15 protein-coding genes and 1 pseudogene are annotated in these 15252 nt (G+C 56.3%); 8 read left to right on the forward strand and 8 right to left on the reverse strand.

Annotated features, from left to right (window positions below; translation table 11 throughout):
• Positions 1-5 precede the first annotated feature (5 nt).
• The 5 genes from epsE to epsA are packed head-to-tail and all read right to left on the reverse strand — an operon-like array spanning position 6 to position 5218.
• Entirely contained in the window at positions 6-812 is an 807-nt protein-coding gene (gene epsE / locus AC097R_RS06915; RefSeq protein WP_479597005.1) for a polysaccharide export protein EpsE, read from the reverse strand.
• A 30-nt stretch (positions 813-842) separates the two neighbouring features.
• A complete protein-coding gene (locus AC097R_RS06920) occupies positions 843-1790 on the reverse strand; it encodes an EpsD family peptidyl-prolyl cis-trans isomerase (protein WP_479597007.1) in 948 nt (315 codons plus the stop codon).
• 12 nt (positions 1791-1802) lie between these two features.
• Positions 1803-3005, reverse strand: coding sequence for an XrtB/PEP-CTERM-associated polysaccharide biosynthesis outer membrane protein EpsL (gene epsL, locus AC097R_RS06925; protein ID WP_479597009.1), 1203 nt, complete (start codon positions 3003-3005; stop codon positions 1803-1805).
• Between the two features lie 4 nt (positions 3006-3009).
• Positions 3010-4431 carry an undecaprenyl-phosphate glucose phosphotransferase gene (locus AC097R_RS06930; RefSeq protein WP_479597011.1) on the reverse strand — a complete coding sequence of 474 codons (1422 nt, stop codon included), beginning with the start codon at positions 4429-4431 and terminating at the stop codon, positions 3010-3012.
• Positions 4424-5218, reverse strand: coding sequence for an XrtB/PEP-CTERM-associated transcriptional regulator EpsA (gene epsA, locus AC097R_RS06935; RefSeq protein WP_479597013.1), 795 nt, complete (start codon positions 5216-5218; stop codon positions 4424-4426). The genes AC097R_RS06930 and epsA overlap by 8 nt, the downstream gene beginning before the upstream one ends.
• A 371-nt stretch (positions 5219-5589) precedes the next feature.
• Between epsA and galE the strand changes: the two genes are divergently transcribed.
• The 4 genes and pseudogenes from galE to AC097R_RS06955 all read left to right on the forward strand — a co-directional run.
• On the forward strand, positions 5590-6606 hold the full coding sequence (gene galE / locus AC097R_RS06940) for a UDP-glucose 4-epimerase GalE (RefSeq protein WP_479597015.1): 1017 nt from the start codon (positions 5590-5592) through the stop codon (positions 6604-6606).
• Positions 6607-7710, forward strand: coding sequence for a nucleotidyltransferase family protein (locus tag AC097R_RS06945; protein WP_479597017.1), 1104 nt, complete (start codon positions 6607-6609; stop codon positions 7708-7710).
• Between the two features lie 30 nt (positions 7711-7740).
• The gene (locus tag AC097R_RS06950) at positions 7741-9180 is read left to right on the forward strand and encodes a mannose-1-phosphate guanylyltransferase/mannose-6-phosphate isomerase (protein ID WP_479597019.1); all 1440 of its coding nucleotides are present in this window, start codon (positions 7741-7743) and stop codon (positions 9178-9180) included.
• Between the two features lie 179 nt (positions 9181-9359).
• Positions 9360-9836 (forward strand): annotated as a pseudogene (locus AC097R_RS06955) (FxDxF family PEP-CTERM protein); the annotation flags it as partial.
• A gap of 185 nt (positions 9837-10021) precedes the next feature.
• Here AC097R_RS06955 and AC097R_RS06960 read toward each other — a convergent pair.
• Entirely contained in the window at positions 10022-10951 is a 930-nt protein-coding gene (locus AC097R_RS06960) for a polyprenyl synthetase family protein (RefSeq protein WP_479598105.1), read from the reverse strand.
• 206 nt (positions 10952-11157) lie between these two features.
• Here AC097R_RS06960 and rplU point away from each other — a divergent pair, with 206 nt between their 5' ends.
• The 4 genes from rplU to proB all read left to right on the forward strand — a co-directional run bounded on the left by rplU (position 11158) and on the right by proB (position 14094).
• Entirely contained in the window at positions 11158-11469 is a 312-nt protein-coding gene (gene rplU, locus AC097R_RS06965) for a 50S ribosomal protein L21 (protein ID WP_310339810.1), read from the forward strand.
• Between the two features lie 12 nt (positions 11470-11481).
• On the forward strand, positions 11482-11739 hold the full coding sequence (gene rpmA / locus AC097R_RS06970; protein WP_479597022.1) for a 50S ribosomal protein L27: 258 nt from the start codon (positions 11482-11484) through the stop codon (positions 11737-11739).
• A gap of 71 nt (positions 11740-11810) precedes the next feature.
• Positions 11811-12902, forward strand: a complete 1092-nt coding sequence (gene cgtA / locus AC097R_RS06975; RefSeq protein ID WP_479597024.1) for an Obg family GTPase CgtA — start codon at positions 11811-11813, stop codon at positions 12900-12902.
• A 55-nt stretch (positions 12903-12957) separates the two neighbouring features.
• Positions 12958-14094: a glutamate 5-kinase gene (gene proB, locus AC097R_RS06980; protein WP_479597026.1), complete on the forward strand. Its 1137-nt coding sequence runs from the start codon at positions 12958-12960 to the stop codon at positions 14092-14094.
• A 7-nt stretch (positions 14095-14101) separates the two neighbouring features.
• Here the strand turns inward: proB and AC097R_RS06985 are convergent, their stop codons facing one another.
• Complete coding sequence (locus AC097R_RS06985; protein ID WP_479597028.1) at positions 14102-14629, reverse strand: CNP1-like family protein; 528 nt, start codon at positions 14627-14629, stop codon at positions 14102-14104.
• Positions 14622-15248: an RNA pyrophosphohydrolase gene (locus AC097R_RS06990; protein ID WP_479597030.1), complete on the reverse strand. Its 627-nt coding sequence runs from the start codon at positions 15246-15248 to the stop codon at positions 14622-14624. Before AC097R_RS06990 ends, AC097R_RS06985 begins: the two co-directional genes overlap by 8 nt.
• Positions 15249-15252: the final 4 nt, after the last annotated feature.

Raw genomic sequence — 15252 nt, forward strand, 5'->3', positions numbered from 1 at the left:
CGAAATCAGAAGATGCTTTCTTTGACGTAAATAACGTCATTGGGTAGCACGGGGTCGGTCAATTGCGGTTCAATTTGCTGAATACCGCCGTTGGGCAATTTGCGATGCAGGCGCAGACGCTTTTCTGATCCGCGGGCACTGGGACCACCACCTTGGGCAAGGGCTTGCATGACTGTCATGTCGCGCTCAATGCGATAGGAACCGGGGCGTTGTGCTTCCCCATAAATATAGAAAACCGGCGCACGGTGGACGTAGATAGTGTCTCCACCTTGGAGGATTAGGTTGTCTTGAAGCTTTTCCGACAGAAAGATGGAAGGGATGTCGATTTCTTTGCGGAACAGTTTGCCGTCTCGCACGCCGGTCACAATCGCAATGTCATCTCCTCCGGGGGTGGCGCCGCCGGCACTGGCCAGCATGTCGCTCAGCCGGGTGTTTACGGTTTCCAGCGGAAAACGCCCAGGTCGAGCCACCTGGCCGAGCACAGATACCTGATTGCCACGGATCTGAATGAGGGCAATGTTCACTTGGGGTTTTTGAATGAAACCGCCGCGTTGCAAGGCATCTGCAATTTTCTTTTCTGCGGTAGCGACAGATAACCCACCCAGTTCCACTGCGCCAATCAAGGGGTAGGTAATGCTGCCACTCTCGGATACTCTCGTTTCGATGGTGAGGTCCGGGTTTTGGAAAACCTGTACACGAATGGTGTCGCCAGCGCCTAAAGGGTAATCCGACTTATCTTGCGCAAATGTTACAAGACTACTCAGCGTCAACAATGCGGCGAATAGAAATTGGGGAAGACGGAGTGTTTTCATAGAAGCAATCTGTGCAAGTGATGTGCGGACTTATTTGAGGCCAGCCACACCTTTTTCGATGTTGGTCTTATTCGCGCTTTCCGGTGCGGGTGATATAGCGGCGGGCATCTCTGCGGCCGGAGCGCTTGCGGCATTGGCAAATTCACCCATATAGGTAATCTTGGTGCTGGAGCGCAACTGCTTGATGTTGGCCGCAACTGCTTCGCCCGCACGTTGGTTGACCAGGAACTGCTCAATGCGAGGTAGCGCAGCCTCTTGCGTCACGGGGGAGGATTGCGAAGACACCACACGCAGCAGCGTGATGGTTTGGGGTGTCTCAATGAGAGTGCTTTGACCATCCTTCAGCGCATGAATGCGAGGCAGAATTTCCAATGGAATTTGTTCCGCTGCACGAGTTGCCGCGCCACCGCCAAATTGGATATTTTTTGACTTGAGTAGTGCTGCTGCGTCTTCAATGGGCTTGCCAGCAGCGGCGAGTGCACGCAAAGGTTCTGCTACGCCCGCAGATGTCGGCACCACGATTTCCTGTACGTTGTAAACCCGACGTTCGCTAAACAGCTGAGGGTGGTCGGCAAAGTATTTTTTGGTTTCGTCCGCCGACGGCTTGGGTGTGGCAGCACTGATTTGTTGGATATACGCACGGGCCAAAATGTCGCGGCGGGCAGCTTCAATTTGGGCCACCACCTCAGGTGAGCGGTGCAGCTTGTTTTCTGTGGCTTGATCCACCGCCAATTGCTGATCGATCAGTTTTTCCAGAATATCGCGTCCCATGGCTTGAACAGCTTGTGGGTCGGCACCGTTCATGTTGGTGCGACTGAGCACCTGGTTGATTTGGTGTACTGAAATTTCTTCCGAACCAACTTTGGCAGCGACTTGCGTAGCCACTTTTTTATCATCTTTGTTGCCGCACGCGGCCAGGCCGAAAGCGATGGATGCAGCCAAGACGGCGGTGGCGAAGCGATGTGAGGAAATGTTCATGGTGTAGTGCGATCAGAAATTGATTTGGGCAGTAAAAAACAGCAGGGTGCTTTCAAAATCAAGCCCGGCTTGTGTTGAGCCGCGGTTGCTGTTCTGCAAGCCGGCATTCAGAGAAACTTGCTGGTACGGGCGCCAGTCCACAGATACGCTGGTGTCACGAGTGACGTCGTGCCGTTGGCTACTTGTCGCGGTGGTCGGGCTCCCTAGGTAGTCGCGTTGGGCCCATTCATGGCGCAGGCGCAAAGCTGCCTTGGGGCTAAATTGCCAAATGGGCCCCACAGAAAACTTGTCAGTTTGGCTATAGTTGCTGTTGCTGGTGGCGTACGCATCCAGCAAATGGCTAAATCCAAGCGATAAAGAGGATTTCCCGCTAATGCCCCAGTCCAGGTTGGCCCCCGTATTGAAGCCGTTGTAGTCACGCTCTCCATAGGTAGGGTGCGCGCGATTAATGTGGGTGATATACACCTCTGCATTGCTACTGCCGTTCAGGTTCCAGCGCAAACGCAGGTCGTTGTCCAGTTGTTTGAATTGGTCGTCATATGCGCCTGCGTTGGGGACCACTCGGCTCAGGTAGTTTCCGCTCCCTAGGCGTGCTTGATAGGTCAGACTGCTGCCTGAGGCAAACACATAGCGTAGCCCGGCGTCTCCCGACGTGATGGTGTAGTCACCGCCAGCCAGCAATGCTTGCTGATTGGCTTGGCGGGTGGTACTTGCGCCCGCAATCACACGCCATGGGCCGTCCAAAGCGTAAATGGCGTCCACGCGAGTAGTAGTGTCCACGCGCTGATTGCGCACGTTGTAGCCTTGGTAGTCGCTATAGCTGTTGAGTGTTTCTTTGCGGTCGGTAGTGAAATTGCCAGTAAGGTCGGGTGTCACCGCCCAATGCCAAGCTGCCGCATAGTTGCTGGCCGTGAAGCTGAGGTAGTTGAAGTTTTGGTATTTGTAGTCCACTAACGTCAAATCCAGCTCAAACTTTTGCAGGCTTTGTTGCGTGTTAAAGCCCAGCCCTAAGGTGGTGATGCCAATTTGTTCTGCCGCGCTGCTTTTGCCAATGAGGGCTTGCGTGTTCGCGTTGCTCGGCAAGCGAAACAAGTTGCTATCGGTCTGAACGGCGTAGCTCGCATTGAACACCAAGGGCTTTTCCTGGGCGTGTACGGGTACCGTAACGCATAGGAGTAGCGCAATCGACCCATGAAGAGGAGCAATGTGTAGCATGCGCTCAGTACGCTTGCTGGTCTTTGACCACAAGGCGCACGGTTTTAAGAATGATGTGAATGTCCAGCCGCAGTGACCAGTTGCGCAGGTAGTCTAGGTCGTAGTCAATACGGCCCTGCATTTTGTCCAGCGTTTCGGTTTCACCGCGATAGCCGTTGACCTGAGCCCAGCCAGTAATCCCCGGCTTGACTTTGTGGCGGACCATGTAGCCTTTGATGAGCTTGCGGTAGAGCTCGTTGTGGGCTACGGCATGGGGACGGGGCCCTACGATACTCATGCGGCCCTGTAACACATTGATGAATTGCGGTAGTTCGTCCAGAGATGTCTTGCGCAGGAAAGCCCCTAGGGGAGTTATTCGTGAGTCATTCTTCGTGGCTTGCTGGACGGCTGCACCATCTTCGGTGACTGTCATTGACCGAAATTTGTAAACCAAGATCTCCTCGCCGTCCAGCCCATAGCGGCGCTGCTTGAAGATGATGGGGCCAGGCGAGCCTAGTTTGACTGCAATGGCAATGGCAATGAGTACCGGCGTGATAAGCAATAAAATTAGCGCGGAGAACACGACGTCGCTCATGCGTTTCACCGCACCGTCGAATCCCCTGAAAGGCGTTTCACAGACAGATATTACGGGCATGCCGCATACGGCACTAGGGTGGCCCTGGATCAGGTCAGTGACGAACATGTCGGGCACAAAGTAGATCGACGCAGTGGTGTCTTTCAGTTCGTCCAAGATATGCAAGATCCGCGGCTGGGATGCCATCGGCAGCGACAGGTAGATGACTTGAATACGGTTTTGCTGGGCGATGCCGGCTAGTTGATCAATCTTGCCCAGCAAAGCATGGGGTGCGTTGGGATGAAGGCGGTCGGTGCCGCGACTGTCCACAAAGCCTGCAAATTCGATGCGCGAATAGGGGGAGTCCTTCAGTTTGTTCGCCAGCGCCAAGCCTTGTTCGTTCATTCCCACAATCAAGGCACGTTGTTTGGGTCCCTGGAGTTTGAGTACCCAGGGTGCAGCGGCACGAAGGGTAATGCAGGCGAGCAATTCGGCCGATGGGGCGACCCAAAGCCACGCGGTTAGCGCATTCAGGGAAAATTCTTTGATGTAGCCGGTAGCGTATCCGGTAATGCCCAGCAAGCCTGCAATCCAAACCCAATTGATGGCAATGTCCAGCAACACTGTGCCCATGGGTGTTTGCAGCCGTGATTCACCAGGGAAGGTCAGTGCGAAGGTGAGTACGGCCAGCAGCAGGTATGCCGGGGGCAAGCTGCCCTCGAAGTAATAGGCGACTACCCACAAAGAGGCCACTAACGCGCCCGGGCAGACCGCCGACTCAAACAGGCTCAGCAGGTTGTCTTTCCCTAGCGTAGGGTGGTCTGAGCCGCGGTTGAGAGCGGCGGCAGATAGCGTAACGTGAGCCTTAGACATGGTTGACCCATGCGCGGAATTTGCCCACGGCTTGGGCGCGGTTGGAGACGTCGAGTTTCTTGAAAACACGTTGCATGTGATTTTTGACCGTGAAGGCGCTGATCTCCAGGATGCTGCCTATCTCGGGGTTGGTTTTGCCCAGGGCTACCCATTTCAGGATTTCGGCTTCCCGGTCGGTAAGTTCGTGCTCCACCGTCAGCGGTGTATCTTTGCCGTTACTGTGGGACTGCAGTTGTGCCTGATGGGGCAGGTGCTCCACTTGCCGCAGAGCTGTATCAATATAGGGCAGCACCATGGACATAGCTCCGCGCTCTATATCCGTGAAGAGGTCTTTGACGCTGAACGCCACGTAGAGACAATCGTGACTCCCCCGCTCATCCCGAATGCCGTGCACCGTGGCGGAGCGCATTTTTTGCAATGCACCGCCCAAAGCACTTTTTAGGCCAGAGTCGTTCAGCAGGAATCCGCTTTCTCCCGCATTCAGGCTGAAAGGTTTGTTCCCGAATTCAGCCCAGCGATTGAACAGCGTCATTAGGAGTGGTGTTATGGCCGGGGCATGCGACACATGGGAGCGCACGCCGGCCATCGCGGAAATGATGTCGTGCTGCACGGCGCCACTCGAAAAATCGCCCCAAGCCGCCACCAGGATGTCGTGGGGCAAGTAACGTTGCATGTCGCCTTGTAGCCAAATGAGCACGTCAAAGTGGCTGCGCACTTCCACCGAATGGGTCACAACCCGGTGATAGTGGTGAAGATCCTCGGTAGAAAGCGAGGGCAGGAACAGCATGGGTGGGGTACGCAAGTATTAGGGTTAACGCGAATATGGAGACAAGTGCGCGATGATAAGTAGGCCTTGGTCATGTGCCCATCCCCCAAACGGGTGAATTTGTGCCAATTGGTACGAAGCGACAGACAAATGTGAACTAATGCACATTTGTCAAAATTATTGGGACATGAAATTTCATCTGTTTCACCTTAGTAACAGACGCCGCGCAGGGGGCATTGCGTCTGTCATTGGCTCACATAGTGATGGCATCTCCATGACAGCGATGGGCTTTGTTTTTGTGTGTTGGTTACATATGGGCCACGCCCCGTAGTCCATATGGACTAGGGGGTAACCAGTACACTCAACCGACGTAAAAATAGGGGGGCAGCTGCATGATTTTTGTGACTGGAGGTGCAGGCTACATCGGCTCGCACACCTGCGTAGAGCTGCTCAATGCGGGGATGAACGTCACCATGTATGACAATTTCTCCAATAGCCAGATAGAAGCCATCGAACGGGTGCAACGCATCACCGGCAAGGCCGTTCATGTAGTGCACGGCGATATCCGCGATCGTGTCACTTTGGAGCTGGCCTTGCGCGAGTCCGGTGCGTCAGCTGTCGTGCATTTTGCGGGCTTGAAGGCGGTTGGCGAGTCTGAAGCACTGCCCCTTATGTACTACGACAACAATGTGATTGGCACTGTGCGTTTGCTGGAGGCCATGCAGGCCTGTGATATCAAAAACCTAGTGTTTAGCTCGTCTGCGACGGTCTATGGTGTGCCAGAGAAACTTCCTTACACCGAGGACCACCGGCTGTCAGCCACCAATACATATGGCACCACCAAATTGGTGGTTGAGAACATGCTGCGGGATTTACATCGCAGCGATTCCACCTGGCGAATCGCCGTGTTGCGGTATTTCAACCCTGTGGGGGCTCACCCCAGCGGTTTGATGGGTGAGGATCCTCAAGGCGTGCCCAACAACCTTATGCCTTACGTCGCGCAAGTGGCTGTGGGGCGTCGTGCGCACCTGAATGTGTGGGGCAACGACTATCCAACACCGGACGGAACGGGGGTACGGGACTACATCCACGTTGTTGACTTGGCTCTTGGACATGTCAAGGCGATTCAGTACCTTGAAAACCACTCTGAATGTTTGGCAATCAACCTCGGCACCGGCATAGGTAGCAGCGTGTTGGACTTGGTGAAAGCTTTTGAAGTCGCCAGTGGAAGGTCCATACCCTATGAAATAGGGCCCCGCCGGGCCGGTGATTTAGACGCTTACTGGGCCGATGCGTCCCTTGCCGCAAAGCTGCTGGGATGGCGTGTGGAACGTAACCTTTCGCAAATGTGTGAAGACACCTGGCGATGGCAAGAAATGAATCCGAATGGTTATAAGGGAGAGAAATAAATGGCAAAAGGAATGATTTTGGCCGCAGGCCAGGGAACCCGTGTGCGTCCTCTGACGCGCGACTTACCCAAGCCCATGGTGCCCATCTTGGGCAAGCCGGTGATGGAGTACCTGATCGAGCACCTTGCGCGTCACGGCGTCAAGGAAATCATGGTCAATGTGGCGTATCACCACCAGCGCATTGAAGAGTACTTTGGGGACGGGCAGCGCTGGGGAGTGGAAATCGGCTACTCCTACGAAGGCGTACGCGAGCACGGCGACATCCTTCCCCGTCCCCTGGGCTCTGCGGGAGGCATGCGGCATATTCAGGACTTCAGCGGCTTTTTTGACGACACCACGCTGGTGTTGTGCGGTGATGCGCTGATTGATCTGGACATCACCGCCGCCCTGGCCGAACACAAGGCGAAGGGTGCATTGGCAAGCGTAGTTGCGCTAGAGGTGCCATTGGAAGAGGTGTCCTCCTACGGCATGGTGGTGGCGGATGCCGATGGGCGGATTCAGTCCTTCCAGGAAAAGCCCAAGCCTGAAGAAGCCAAATCCACGCTGGCCAGCACGGGCATTTACATCTTTGAACCTGCAGTGTTGAACAAAGTCCCGGCGGGCAAGGTGTACGACATTGGTTCACAACTGTTCCCTCAGTTGGCAGATGAAAAACTGCCATTTTTTGTGCAAAACCGCCCCTTCAATTGGCTCGATATCGGCCGAGTCAGTGACTACTGGTCGGTGCTGCAGCGGGTGCTGCAGGGTGAAATCGACTACATGCGCATGCCGGGTAAGGAAGTGAAACCAGGGGTATGGGTGGGTTTGAACACGCAAATCCCTTGGGACCAAGTGAAGATTGAAGGGCCGGTGTACATCGGCTCGAGCGTGAAGATTGAGCCCGGCGCGACCATTATTGGCCCTGCTTGGATTGGCCATGGGAGTGTGATCCGCACGGGCGCCCGTATCACGCGTGGCGTACTGTTTGAGTACACACGCATACCCGCCGATATGCACTTCTTCGAAATGATTGTGTCGCGCCACTACTGCGTCAACCGCCATGGCGAGACGCTATATCGCGGTGATGACACAGCCCGCCTGCGCTGGGGCGACGCCCGCGCCTGAAGCCAAAGGTTAACTTTTGAAAGAACTGATATGTTGATTCAACCGGTCGTGCTGTCTGGTGGATCGGGGACACGCTTGTGGCCTCTGTCCCGCGAAAAATACCCCAAGCAATTGCTGCCCTTGATTGGTGAAGACTCGTTGCTGCAAGCGACAGTGCGCCGCGTGGATGGCATTGCGGGCGTCGAATTGGCTGCGCCATTGGTGGTGTGCAACGAAGAATACCGTTTCGTGATTGCGGAGCAACTGCGGGTAATGGGCAAGCCTGGCACCGTGGTACTGGAGCCTTTGGGGAGAAATACCGCTCCAGCCCTCACGATCGCTGCGCTAGCTGCTATGAAAAACGGAGCGGATCCGGTGCTGCTGGTTATGCCAGCTGACCATGTGATCGTGAATACCCAGGCCTTTCAGGACGTTGTGCGCAAAGGCGCAGCTTTGGCGGATGGCGGTGTGGTGGTGACCTTTGGTATTACGCCCGATGCTCCCGAAACCGGCTACGGCTATATCCAGTCAGGCGAGAGCTTTGGCAGCGATGGTGCCAAACGGATTGCTCGCTTCGTGGAGAAACCCAATGTAGAGACCGCGCAGGCGTATCTCGACGAAGGAAGCTATTCCTGGAACAGCGGGTTGTTCATGATGCGCGCCTCCGTGTGGCTAGCTGCTTTGGAGGCCTGCCGCCCAGATATTGCCGCAGCTTGCGAAACTGCCTGGTCCCAAGGCAGTGCCGATGGCGAGTTTGTGCGGGTCGGCAAGGATGCATTCAGCCTGTGTCCCAGCGACTCGATCGATTACGCGGTGATGGAGCGGATTGCTGCTGGCCAAAACGCCAGCTTGCCTGTGGGCGTGGTGATCCCACTGTCAGCCGGGTGGTCGGATGTGGGTGCCTGGGAGGCGTTGTGGAATGTATTGCCCAAAGATTCCGAGGGCAATGTGGCGCAGGGTGACGTGTTGATGCAGGACAGCCGCAATACCCTGGCCTTGTCCGAGGGGCGGTTGATTGCCTGCGTGGGTGTGGACGACTTGATCGTGGTGGAGACCGCTGATGCGATTTTGGTCGCACACAAGAACAAGACGCAGGACGTGAAGAAGATTGTGGATCGCCTGAAACAGGCCGGTCGCAGCGAAGGGCAGACGCATCGGAAGGTGTTCCGGCCCTGGGGCTGGTACGACAGCGTGGACTCGGGCGAGCGGTTTCAGGTCAAGCGCATTGTGGTCAAACCCGGTGCGGCCTTGTCGCTGCAAATGCACCACCACCGTGCGGAGCACTGGATTGTGGTGAGCGGCACTGCCAAGGTGACACAGGGTGAAAAGACCTTTCTGCTTTCCGAAAACGAATCGACTTACATCCCGTTGGGTACGACGCACCGCCTGCAGAACCCCGGCAAAGTGGAGCTGGAGATGATTGAAGTCCAATCGGGTAGCTATTTGGGTGAGGACGATATCGTGCGATTTGAGGACGTCTACGGGCGTTAAGTGTGCAGTAATTCACACGCCTAGTCCGATCAGGCTATAGACGATATTTGGCGATCCATAGAAACTTACCCTAACTCGTAGTCAACCCGTTTTGGGTATGCGCCGGGTTCACATACTCAAAAGGGAAAAATATGATTTTGAAAAAAACACTGATCGCTGGCTTCATCGCCACCGCATTGGCTGCAGGCGTAGCACACGCTGAAACACGCTCAGTTGGAACGATTGGAGTTCTTGCTAATACGAACTTGTTTACGCATGGTACTGCTGGTAGCTTCTCTGACACCGTGAACTTTGATGTGAGTGGGCCCTCTGTATTGAGTGGTTCGGCAAACAATATTGTGTTGTCTTTGTTCGGCTCTACCTTATTTGACATTGCTGGTTTGACCGTAAACGTCTGGAATAACAGCCATCCCAACGGGACTGTGAATTTCGGCTCTTTTGCAGGCAATAACAGTACCTACACCTTCAACCTGCCTTCTGCTGGTAGCTACCATGTGGACATCACTGGGGTCGCGACTGGAGCTGCCGGTGGTAGCTACGGTATTGCATTGAGCGCGGCACCCGTGCCAGAGCCCGAAACCTACGCCATGCTGTTGGCCGGTCTGGGTCTGATGGGTGGTATCGCCCGCCGCCGCAAGCAAGTTACGGCCGCGTAATTTCATGCGCTTAGTAAAAAAGGCTTGTCGAAAGACAAGCCTTTTTTCATTGGGAGTCGGAAGGGGACCACGTTAGAAATGGTCGGCGCGAGAAGATTCGAATTTCCGGTCTCTACGTCCCGAATCCAGCACCCTACCAGCCTAAGCTACACACCCGTGGTGTTGGGTTTCATGAATCGCAGAAATCAGTGATTTCGCTCTAGCAATTGGGTCGCCAGTTGCAGCAAGCAGTCCGTATGCGCAGAGGCGGGAAGCCGCTGCGCGGCAGCTACGGCGCGTTGCGCCTCGGCATGGGCTGCATCGCGGGCCACGTCTAAAGCGCCGGTCTTTTTGACAATGGCGATGACCTGGCCCAGCATGCTCAGCTCGCCGGTTTCAATGGCGGTTTGAATGAGCAACCGCTCGGCTGCCGTGCCACGTTGCATGGCGGCAATCAGGGGCAATGTGGTTTTTCCTTCGCGCAGGTCGTCACCCAGGTTTTTGCCCATCACGGCCGCGTCGCCTGTGTAGTCCAGCACGTCGTCAATCACCTGGAATGCAGTCCCCAACGCTTGACCGAATTCGGCGCAGGCTTCTTCTTGGGACTCGCTGGCACCTGACAGGATGGCCCCCACCCGGGCGCTGGCTTCGAACAGCTTTGCAGTTTTGGAGCGAATCACTTGCAGATAGCCAGCCTCGTCCAGCGCGGCATTGTGCATGTTCATCAATTGCAACACTTCGCCTTCGGCGATCACATTGGTGGCGTCCGCCAGCACTTGCATGATGCGCATGCTCTGGGCTTCCACCATCATCTGGAAGGCGCGGGAATACAAAAAGTCACCCACCAACACGCTGGCCGGGTTGCCAAACTTGGCGTTGGCGGTCGCGTGGCCGCGGCGCAAGGCGGAATCGTCTACGACGTCGTCGTGCAGCAGGGTGGCCGTGTGAATGAACTCAACGACGGCTGCTAGGGTGTAGCGTTGTTCCCCTTGGTAGCCCAGCGCACCACAGCAGAGCAGGAGCAGGGCAGGGCGCAGGCGTTTGCCACCGGCAGAAATGATGTACTGGGAAACGCTGCCGACCAGAGGCACACCAGAGTCCAACCTCTGGGCAATGACCCTGTCTACATGGCGCATGTCCTGTTCGACGATGGAGAGCCCCGTCGATGAGCCGGGAGTAGTGACTTGCAAGGCAATGACCGGTTTGTTATCCCGTCATTATAGGAAGCCCATCACCGTGCTTTGGGTGGTCCAAGTGCAGGGGTTGGACAAATTCGCCAAAATGGTATACTCCAAGGCTCTGTAAAAATTCTTTTGCAGAATTCCTAGTCGAAGAGGTCAACATGTACGCGGTCATAAAAACCGGCGGTAAGCAATATCGCGTTGCTGCCGGCGAAAAAATTAAAGTAGAACAGATTGCTGCGGACGTAGGCCAAGAGATTGTGTTTGATCAGGTTCTGGCGGTCGGAAACGGCGCTGAACTGAAGGTTGGCACACCCTTGGTGTCCGGTGCGACCGTCACGGTCACAGTAATTTCTCATGGCAAGCACGACAAAGTGCGCATTTTCAAGATGCGTCGTCGTAAGCATTACCAGAAACGTCAAGGGCATCGCCAGCAGTTCACAGAACTGCAAATCGGCGCGATTTCCGCATAAGGGGCACAGGTCATGGCACAGAAAAAAGGCGGCGGCTCTACGCGAAACGGGCGCGATTCCAAGCCCAAGATGCTCGGTGTGAAGGCCTTTGGCGGTGAATTGATCACCGCTGGCGCCATCATCGTGCGCCAACGTGGAACCAAGTTCCACCCCGGCAACAACGTCGGTATCGGCGTGGACCACACCCTGTTTGCACTGGTAGACGGCCATGTGTCGTTCGCCGTCAAGGGCGCGCTGAACAAGCACACAGTGAGCGTGACCGCAGCGTAATCTGCCCATGCTCCCCGAGAAACCCTGCGCCCTCTGCGCGGGGTTTTTCATTTCTAACCTCGGTATATGCCATGAAGTTTGTTGACGAAGCCTACATTGATATCTCCGCGGGAGATGGTGGCGCTGGCTGCGTCTCTTTCCGGCACGAGAAGTACAAAGAATTTGGTGGCCCCAATGGCGGGGACGGTGGCCGTGGTGGTCACGTTTATGCAGTGGCGGACATCAACCTCAACACCCTGGTGGATTACCGCTTTGCGCGCCGCTACGACGCCAAGCGCGGCGAGCACGGCATGGGCTCCGACATGTTTGGGGCAGCCGGCGATGACATCACCCTCAAAATGCCTGTGGGCACCATCATTACCGACGCCGAAACCGGCGAGGTGCTGTTTGAGCTGCTGGTGCCAGGTGAAGTGATCACCATCGCCAAGGGTGGCGACGGCGGTTTTGGCAATATGCGCTTCAAGAGCGCGATCAACCGTGCACCGCGCCAGAAAACACCGGGCTGGCCCGGTGAGAAGCGCAACCTCAAGCTGGAGCTGAAGGTGCTGGCCGATGTGGGCCTGCTGGGCATGCCCAATGCGGGCAAGTCCACCTTCATTTCCGCGGTTTCCAACGCACGCCCTCGCATTGCGGACTACCCGTTTACCACCCTGCACCCCAATCTGGGCGTGGTGCGTGTGGGGCCGGAGCAAAGCTTTGTGGTCGCTGATTTGCCGGGTCTGATCGAGGGCGCCGCAGAAGGTGCGGGTCTCGGCCACCAGTTCTTGCGCCACTTGCAGCGCACCCGTTTGCTGCTGCACGTAGTGGACATGGCCCCGTTTGACGAAGGCGTGGACACGGTGGCGCAGGCCAAGGCCATCGTCAACGAGTTGAAGAAGTACGACGAAAACCTGTACAAAAAGCCGCGCTGGCTGGTGCTCAACAAGCTGGACATGGTGCCCACCGACGAGCGCGCTGCCCTCATCAAGGACTTTGTCAAACGCTACAAGTTCAAAGGCCCGGTGTTTGAAATTTCCGCCTTGACGCGCGAGGGCTGCGAACCTTTGATCAAGGAAATCTACAAGCACGTTAAAGCACAGCAGCTGGCAGAGCAACCGCACGTGGAAGTGGATCCACGCTTCACCGCCGGTTCTGTCGACTCCTCCGATACGCCTGCTTCCTAAAACACTATCAATTTCGTAGCTGCGTCCGCAGTGAATTCAAGGGCTACAGGCCAAAATGACTCAGAAGTTCAGTTCCCCTGTATTGCGCGACGCACGGCGTGTGGTGGTCAAAGTGGGCTCCAGCCTGGTGACCAATGAGGGGCGCGGACTGGATGAGCAGGCCATTGGCGAATGGTGCCGCCAACTGGCACATCTGATTCGCGACGGGCGCGAGGTCATCATGGTGTCTAGCGGCGCCGTGGCAGAGGGCATGAAGCGCTTGGGCTGGGCCACCCGCCCCAAGGCTATCCACGAACTGCAGGCCGCCGCCGCCGTGGGGCAGATGGGCTTGGCGCAGATGTACGAGACCAAGCTGAAGGCCAATGGTCTGGGCAGCGCCCAAGTGTTGTTGACGCATGCCGATTTGGCAGACCGCGAGCGTTACCTCAATGCCCGGTCCACCTTGTTGACGCTGTTGAAGCTGGGCGTAGTGCCGGTGATCAACGAGAACGACACGGTGGTCAACGACGAAATCAAGTTTGGCGACAACGATACTTTGGGGGCCTTGGTTGCCAACCTGGTGGAAGCCGATGCGCTGGTGATCCTGACAGATCAAAAGGGTCTGTACACCGCCGACCCGCGCAAAGACCCAGCCGCTACATTTGTGCACGAAGCGAAGGCAGGCGACCCCGCACTGGAGCTGATGGCCGGCGGCGCTGGTTCTTCCATTGGCCGTGGTGGCATGCTGACCAAAATCCTGGCGGCCAAGCGCGCTGCGGGCTCAGGCGCGTCTACTGTGATTGCTTGGGGTCGTGAGACCGATGCTTTGATGCGGTTGACGCAGGGCGATGCGATTGGCACGTTGCTCATTGCGCAAACCAAAAAGAGCCAGGCCCGCAAGCAGTGGATGGCGGACCATCTGCAGTTGCGTGGTGCCGTGGTGGTGGATGCAGGCGCCGCCGCCAAAGTGCGTGATGAAGGCAAGAGCCTGCTACCGATTGGCATGGTGCAAGTGGAAGGTGATTTTTCGCGCGGTGACGTGATCGCGGTGCGTGACAACGCAGGGCAAGAGATTGCGCGCGGCCTGGCCAACTATTCCAGCTCGGAGGCGCGGTTGCTGTGCCGCAAGGCTTCGTCGGAGTTTGAGCGTCTACTAGGCTATGCGGCAGAGCCGGAAATGCTGCACCGTGACAACCTAGTGCTGACACGCTGAAGCTTCCTCAGTCGTTAAAGACCTTATCACCTTGACCAGGTTTTTTCCGAGTTTGTAGTGCCCTGATAATTTCTGATTTACTGCTGGCCACTCTGGACTGGCATGCTGCTTGCCGAGCGAACGCATAGGCATGTTTGGATGGAAGGTTGTCATTGACCGGTTTCCATACGGGCTCAGATACTAAAGACCATTCTCCGCTGGAGCCTGCACGGGCATAGGTTTTCACCTCGTCGCTAACACAGCGAATACCTTCATATACGGCGTTCGTTGTGCCTGTGCGGTTGGTCATGACCGCTACATAACGCACGATGCCATCGCTGCCAACCAATACGGTGAAGGGATCTATAGACACCTTTACAGAAACGTAGTCGGGCATTTCCAGTGGAAGTACTTTTGTAGTGGAATAGGCGGGCGGCGGTGGTTCTTTCTCCTCCACCCAGTCCGGGTTGTCCAACGTATTTTGTGCACAAACGACGCCAGCGAGCCAGTACAGGGCTAGTGTGAAGCCTTTTTTAGTGATAGATCCCTTAGTCATGGTGCGTAGGTAGATTGGTGCCGGGGTCGGGTTCAAAGGATGCGCCTGGGGGTAATTCCATGATCGGTGGGGCCTGGTGCTCGGGAGTGGATTCGTCCATCTCCCGCGACCGGTGGCCGTGGCGCAAAAAGCGGTTGCGCGGTTCGTGCCGGGGCAGGTAGCGCGCGAGTTCGGTCAGCGCCATTTCATAGACACCGCGCTTGAATTCAACGACGGCGTCCAGCGGCACCCAGTAGTCATTCCAGCGCCAAGCGTCGAACTCTGGATGGTCGGTGGCGCGCAGGTTCAAATCCCAGTCGTGCCCCACCAGTTGGAGCAAAAACCAGATCTGTTTTTGGCCTTTGTAGTGACCGCGTGCGTCACGTCGGATGTACCGGTCTGGCACCTCGTAGCGCAACCAATCTCGGGTACGGGCAACGATGCTCACGTGCTCCGGCTGGAGCCCCACTTCCTCGTGCAATTCGCGGAACATGGCCTGCTCGGGAGTTTCGCCCCGGTCAATGCCGCCCTGCGGAAACTGCCACGAATGGGTACGTATGCGCTTGCCCCAAAATACCTGATTTTTCTGGTTGAGCAGGACGATGCCGACATTGGGCCGAAATCCGTCCCGGTCGAGCATAATC

It is taken from the genome of Rhodoferax sp. ZS1R25 (assembly GCF_056521335.1).

Excerpts from the sequence above, each read along its gene's own strand:
- epsE (WP_479597005.1), bottom strand. The coding sequence starts at position 812 with ATGAAAACACTCCGTCTTCCCCAATTTCTATTCGCCGCATTGTTGACG.
- AC097R_RS06920 (WP_479597007.1), bottom strand. The coding sequence starts at position 1,790 with ATGAACATTTCCTCACATCGCTTCGCCACCGCCGTCTTGGCTGCATCC.
- epsL (WP_479597009.1), bottom strand. The coding sequence starts at position 3,005 with ATGCTACACATTGCTCCTCTTCATGGGTCGATTGCGCTACTCCTATGC.
- AC097R_RS06930 (WP_479597011.1), bottom strand. The coding sequence starts at position 4,431 with ATGTCTAAGGCTCACGTTACGCTATCTGCCGCCGCTCTCAACCGCGGC.
- epsA (WP_479597013.1), bottom strand. The coding sequence starts at position 5,218 with ATGCTGTTCCTGCCCTCGCTTTCTACCGAGGATCTTCACCACTATCAC.
- galE (WP_479597015.1), top strand. The coding sequence starts at position 5,590 with ATGATTTTTGTGACTGGAGGTGCAGGCTACATCGGCTCGCACACCTGC.
- AC097R_RS06945 (WP_479597017.1), top strand. The coding sequence starts at position 6,607 with ATGGCAAAAGGAATGATTTTGGCCGCAGGCCAGGGAACCCGTGTGCGT.
- AC097R_RS06950 (WP_479597019.1), top strand. The coding sequence starts at position 7,741 with ATGTTGATTCAACCGGTCGTGCTGTCTGGTGGATCGGGGACACGCTTG.
- AC097R_RS06960 (WP_479598105.1), bottom strand. The coding sequence starts at position 10,951 with ATGCGCCATGTAGACAGGGTCATTGCCCAGAGGTTGGACTCTGGTGTG.
- rplU (WP_310339810.1), top strand. The coding sequence starts at position 11,158 with ATGTACGCGGTCATAAAAACCGGCGGTAAGCAATATCGCGTTGCTGCC.
- rpmA (WP_479597022.1), top strand. The coding sequence starts at position 11,482 with ATGGCACAGAAAAAAGGCGGCGGCTCTACGCGAAACGGGCGCGATTCC.
- cgtA (WP_479597024.1), top strand. The coding sequence starts at position 11,811 with ATGAAGTTTGTTGACGAAGCCTACATTGATATCTCCGCGGGAGATGGT.
- proB (WP_479597026.1), top strand. The coding sequence starts at position 12,958 with ATGACTCAGAAGTTCAGTTCCCCTGTATTGCGCGACGCACGGCGTGTG.
- AC097R_RS06985 (WP_479597028.1), bottom strand. The coding sequence starts at position 14,629 with ATGACTAAGGGATCTATCACTAAAAAAGGCTTCACACTAGCCCTGTAC.
- AC097R_RS06990 (WP_479597030.1), bottom strand. The coding sequence starts at position 15,248 with ATGCTCGACCGGGACGGATTTCGGCCCAATGTCGGCATCGTCCTGCTC.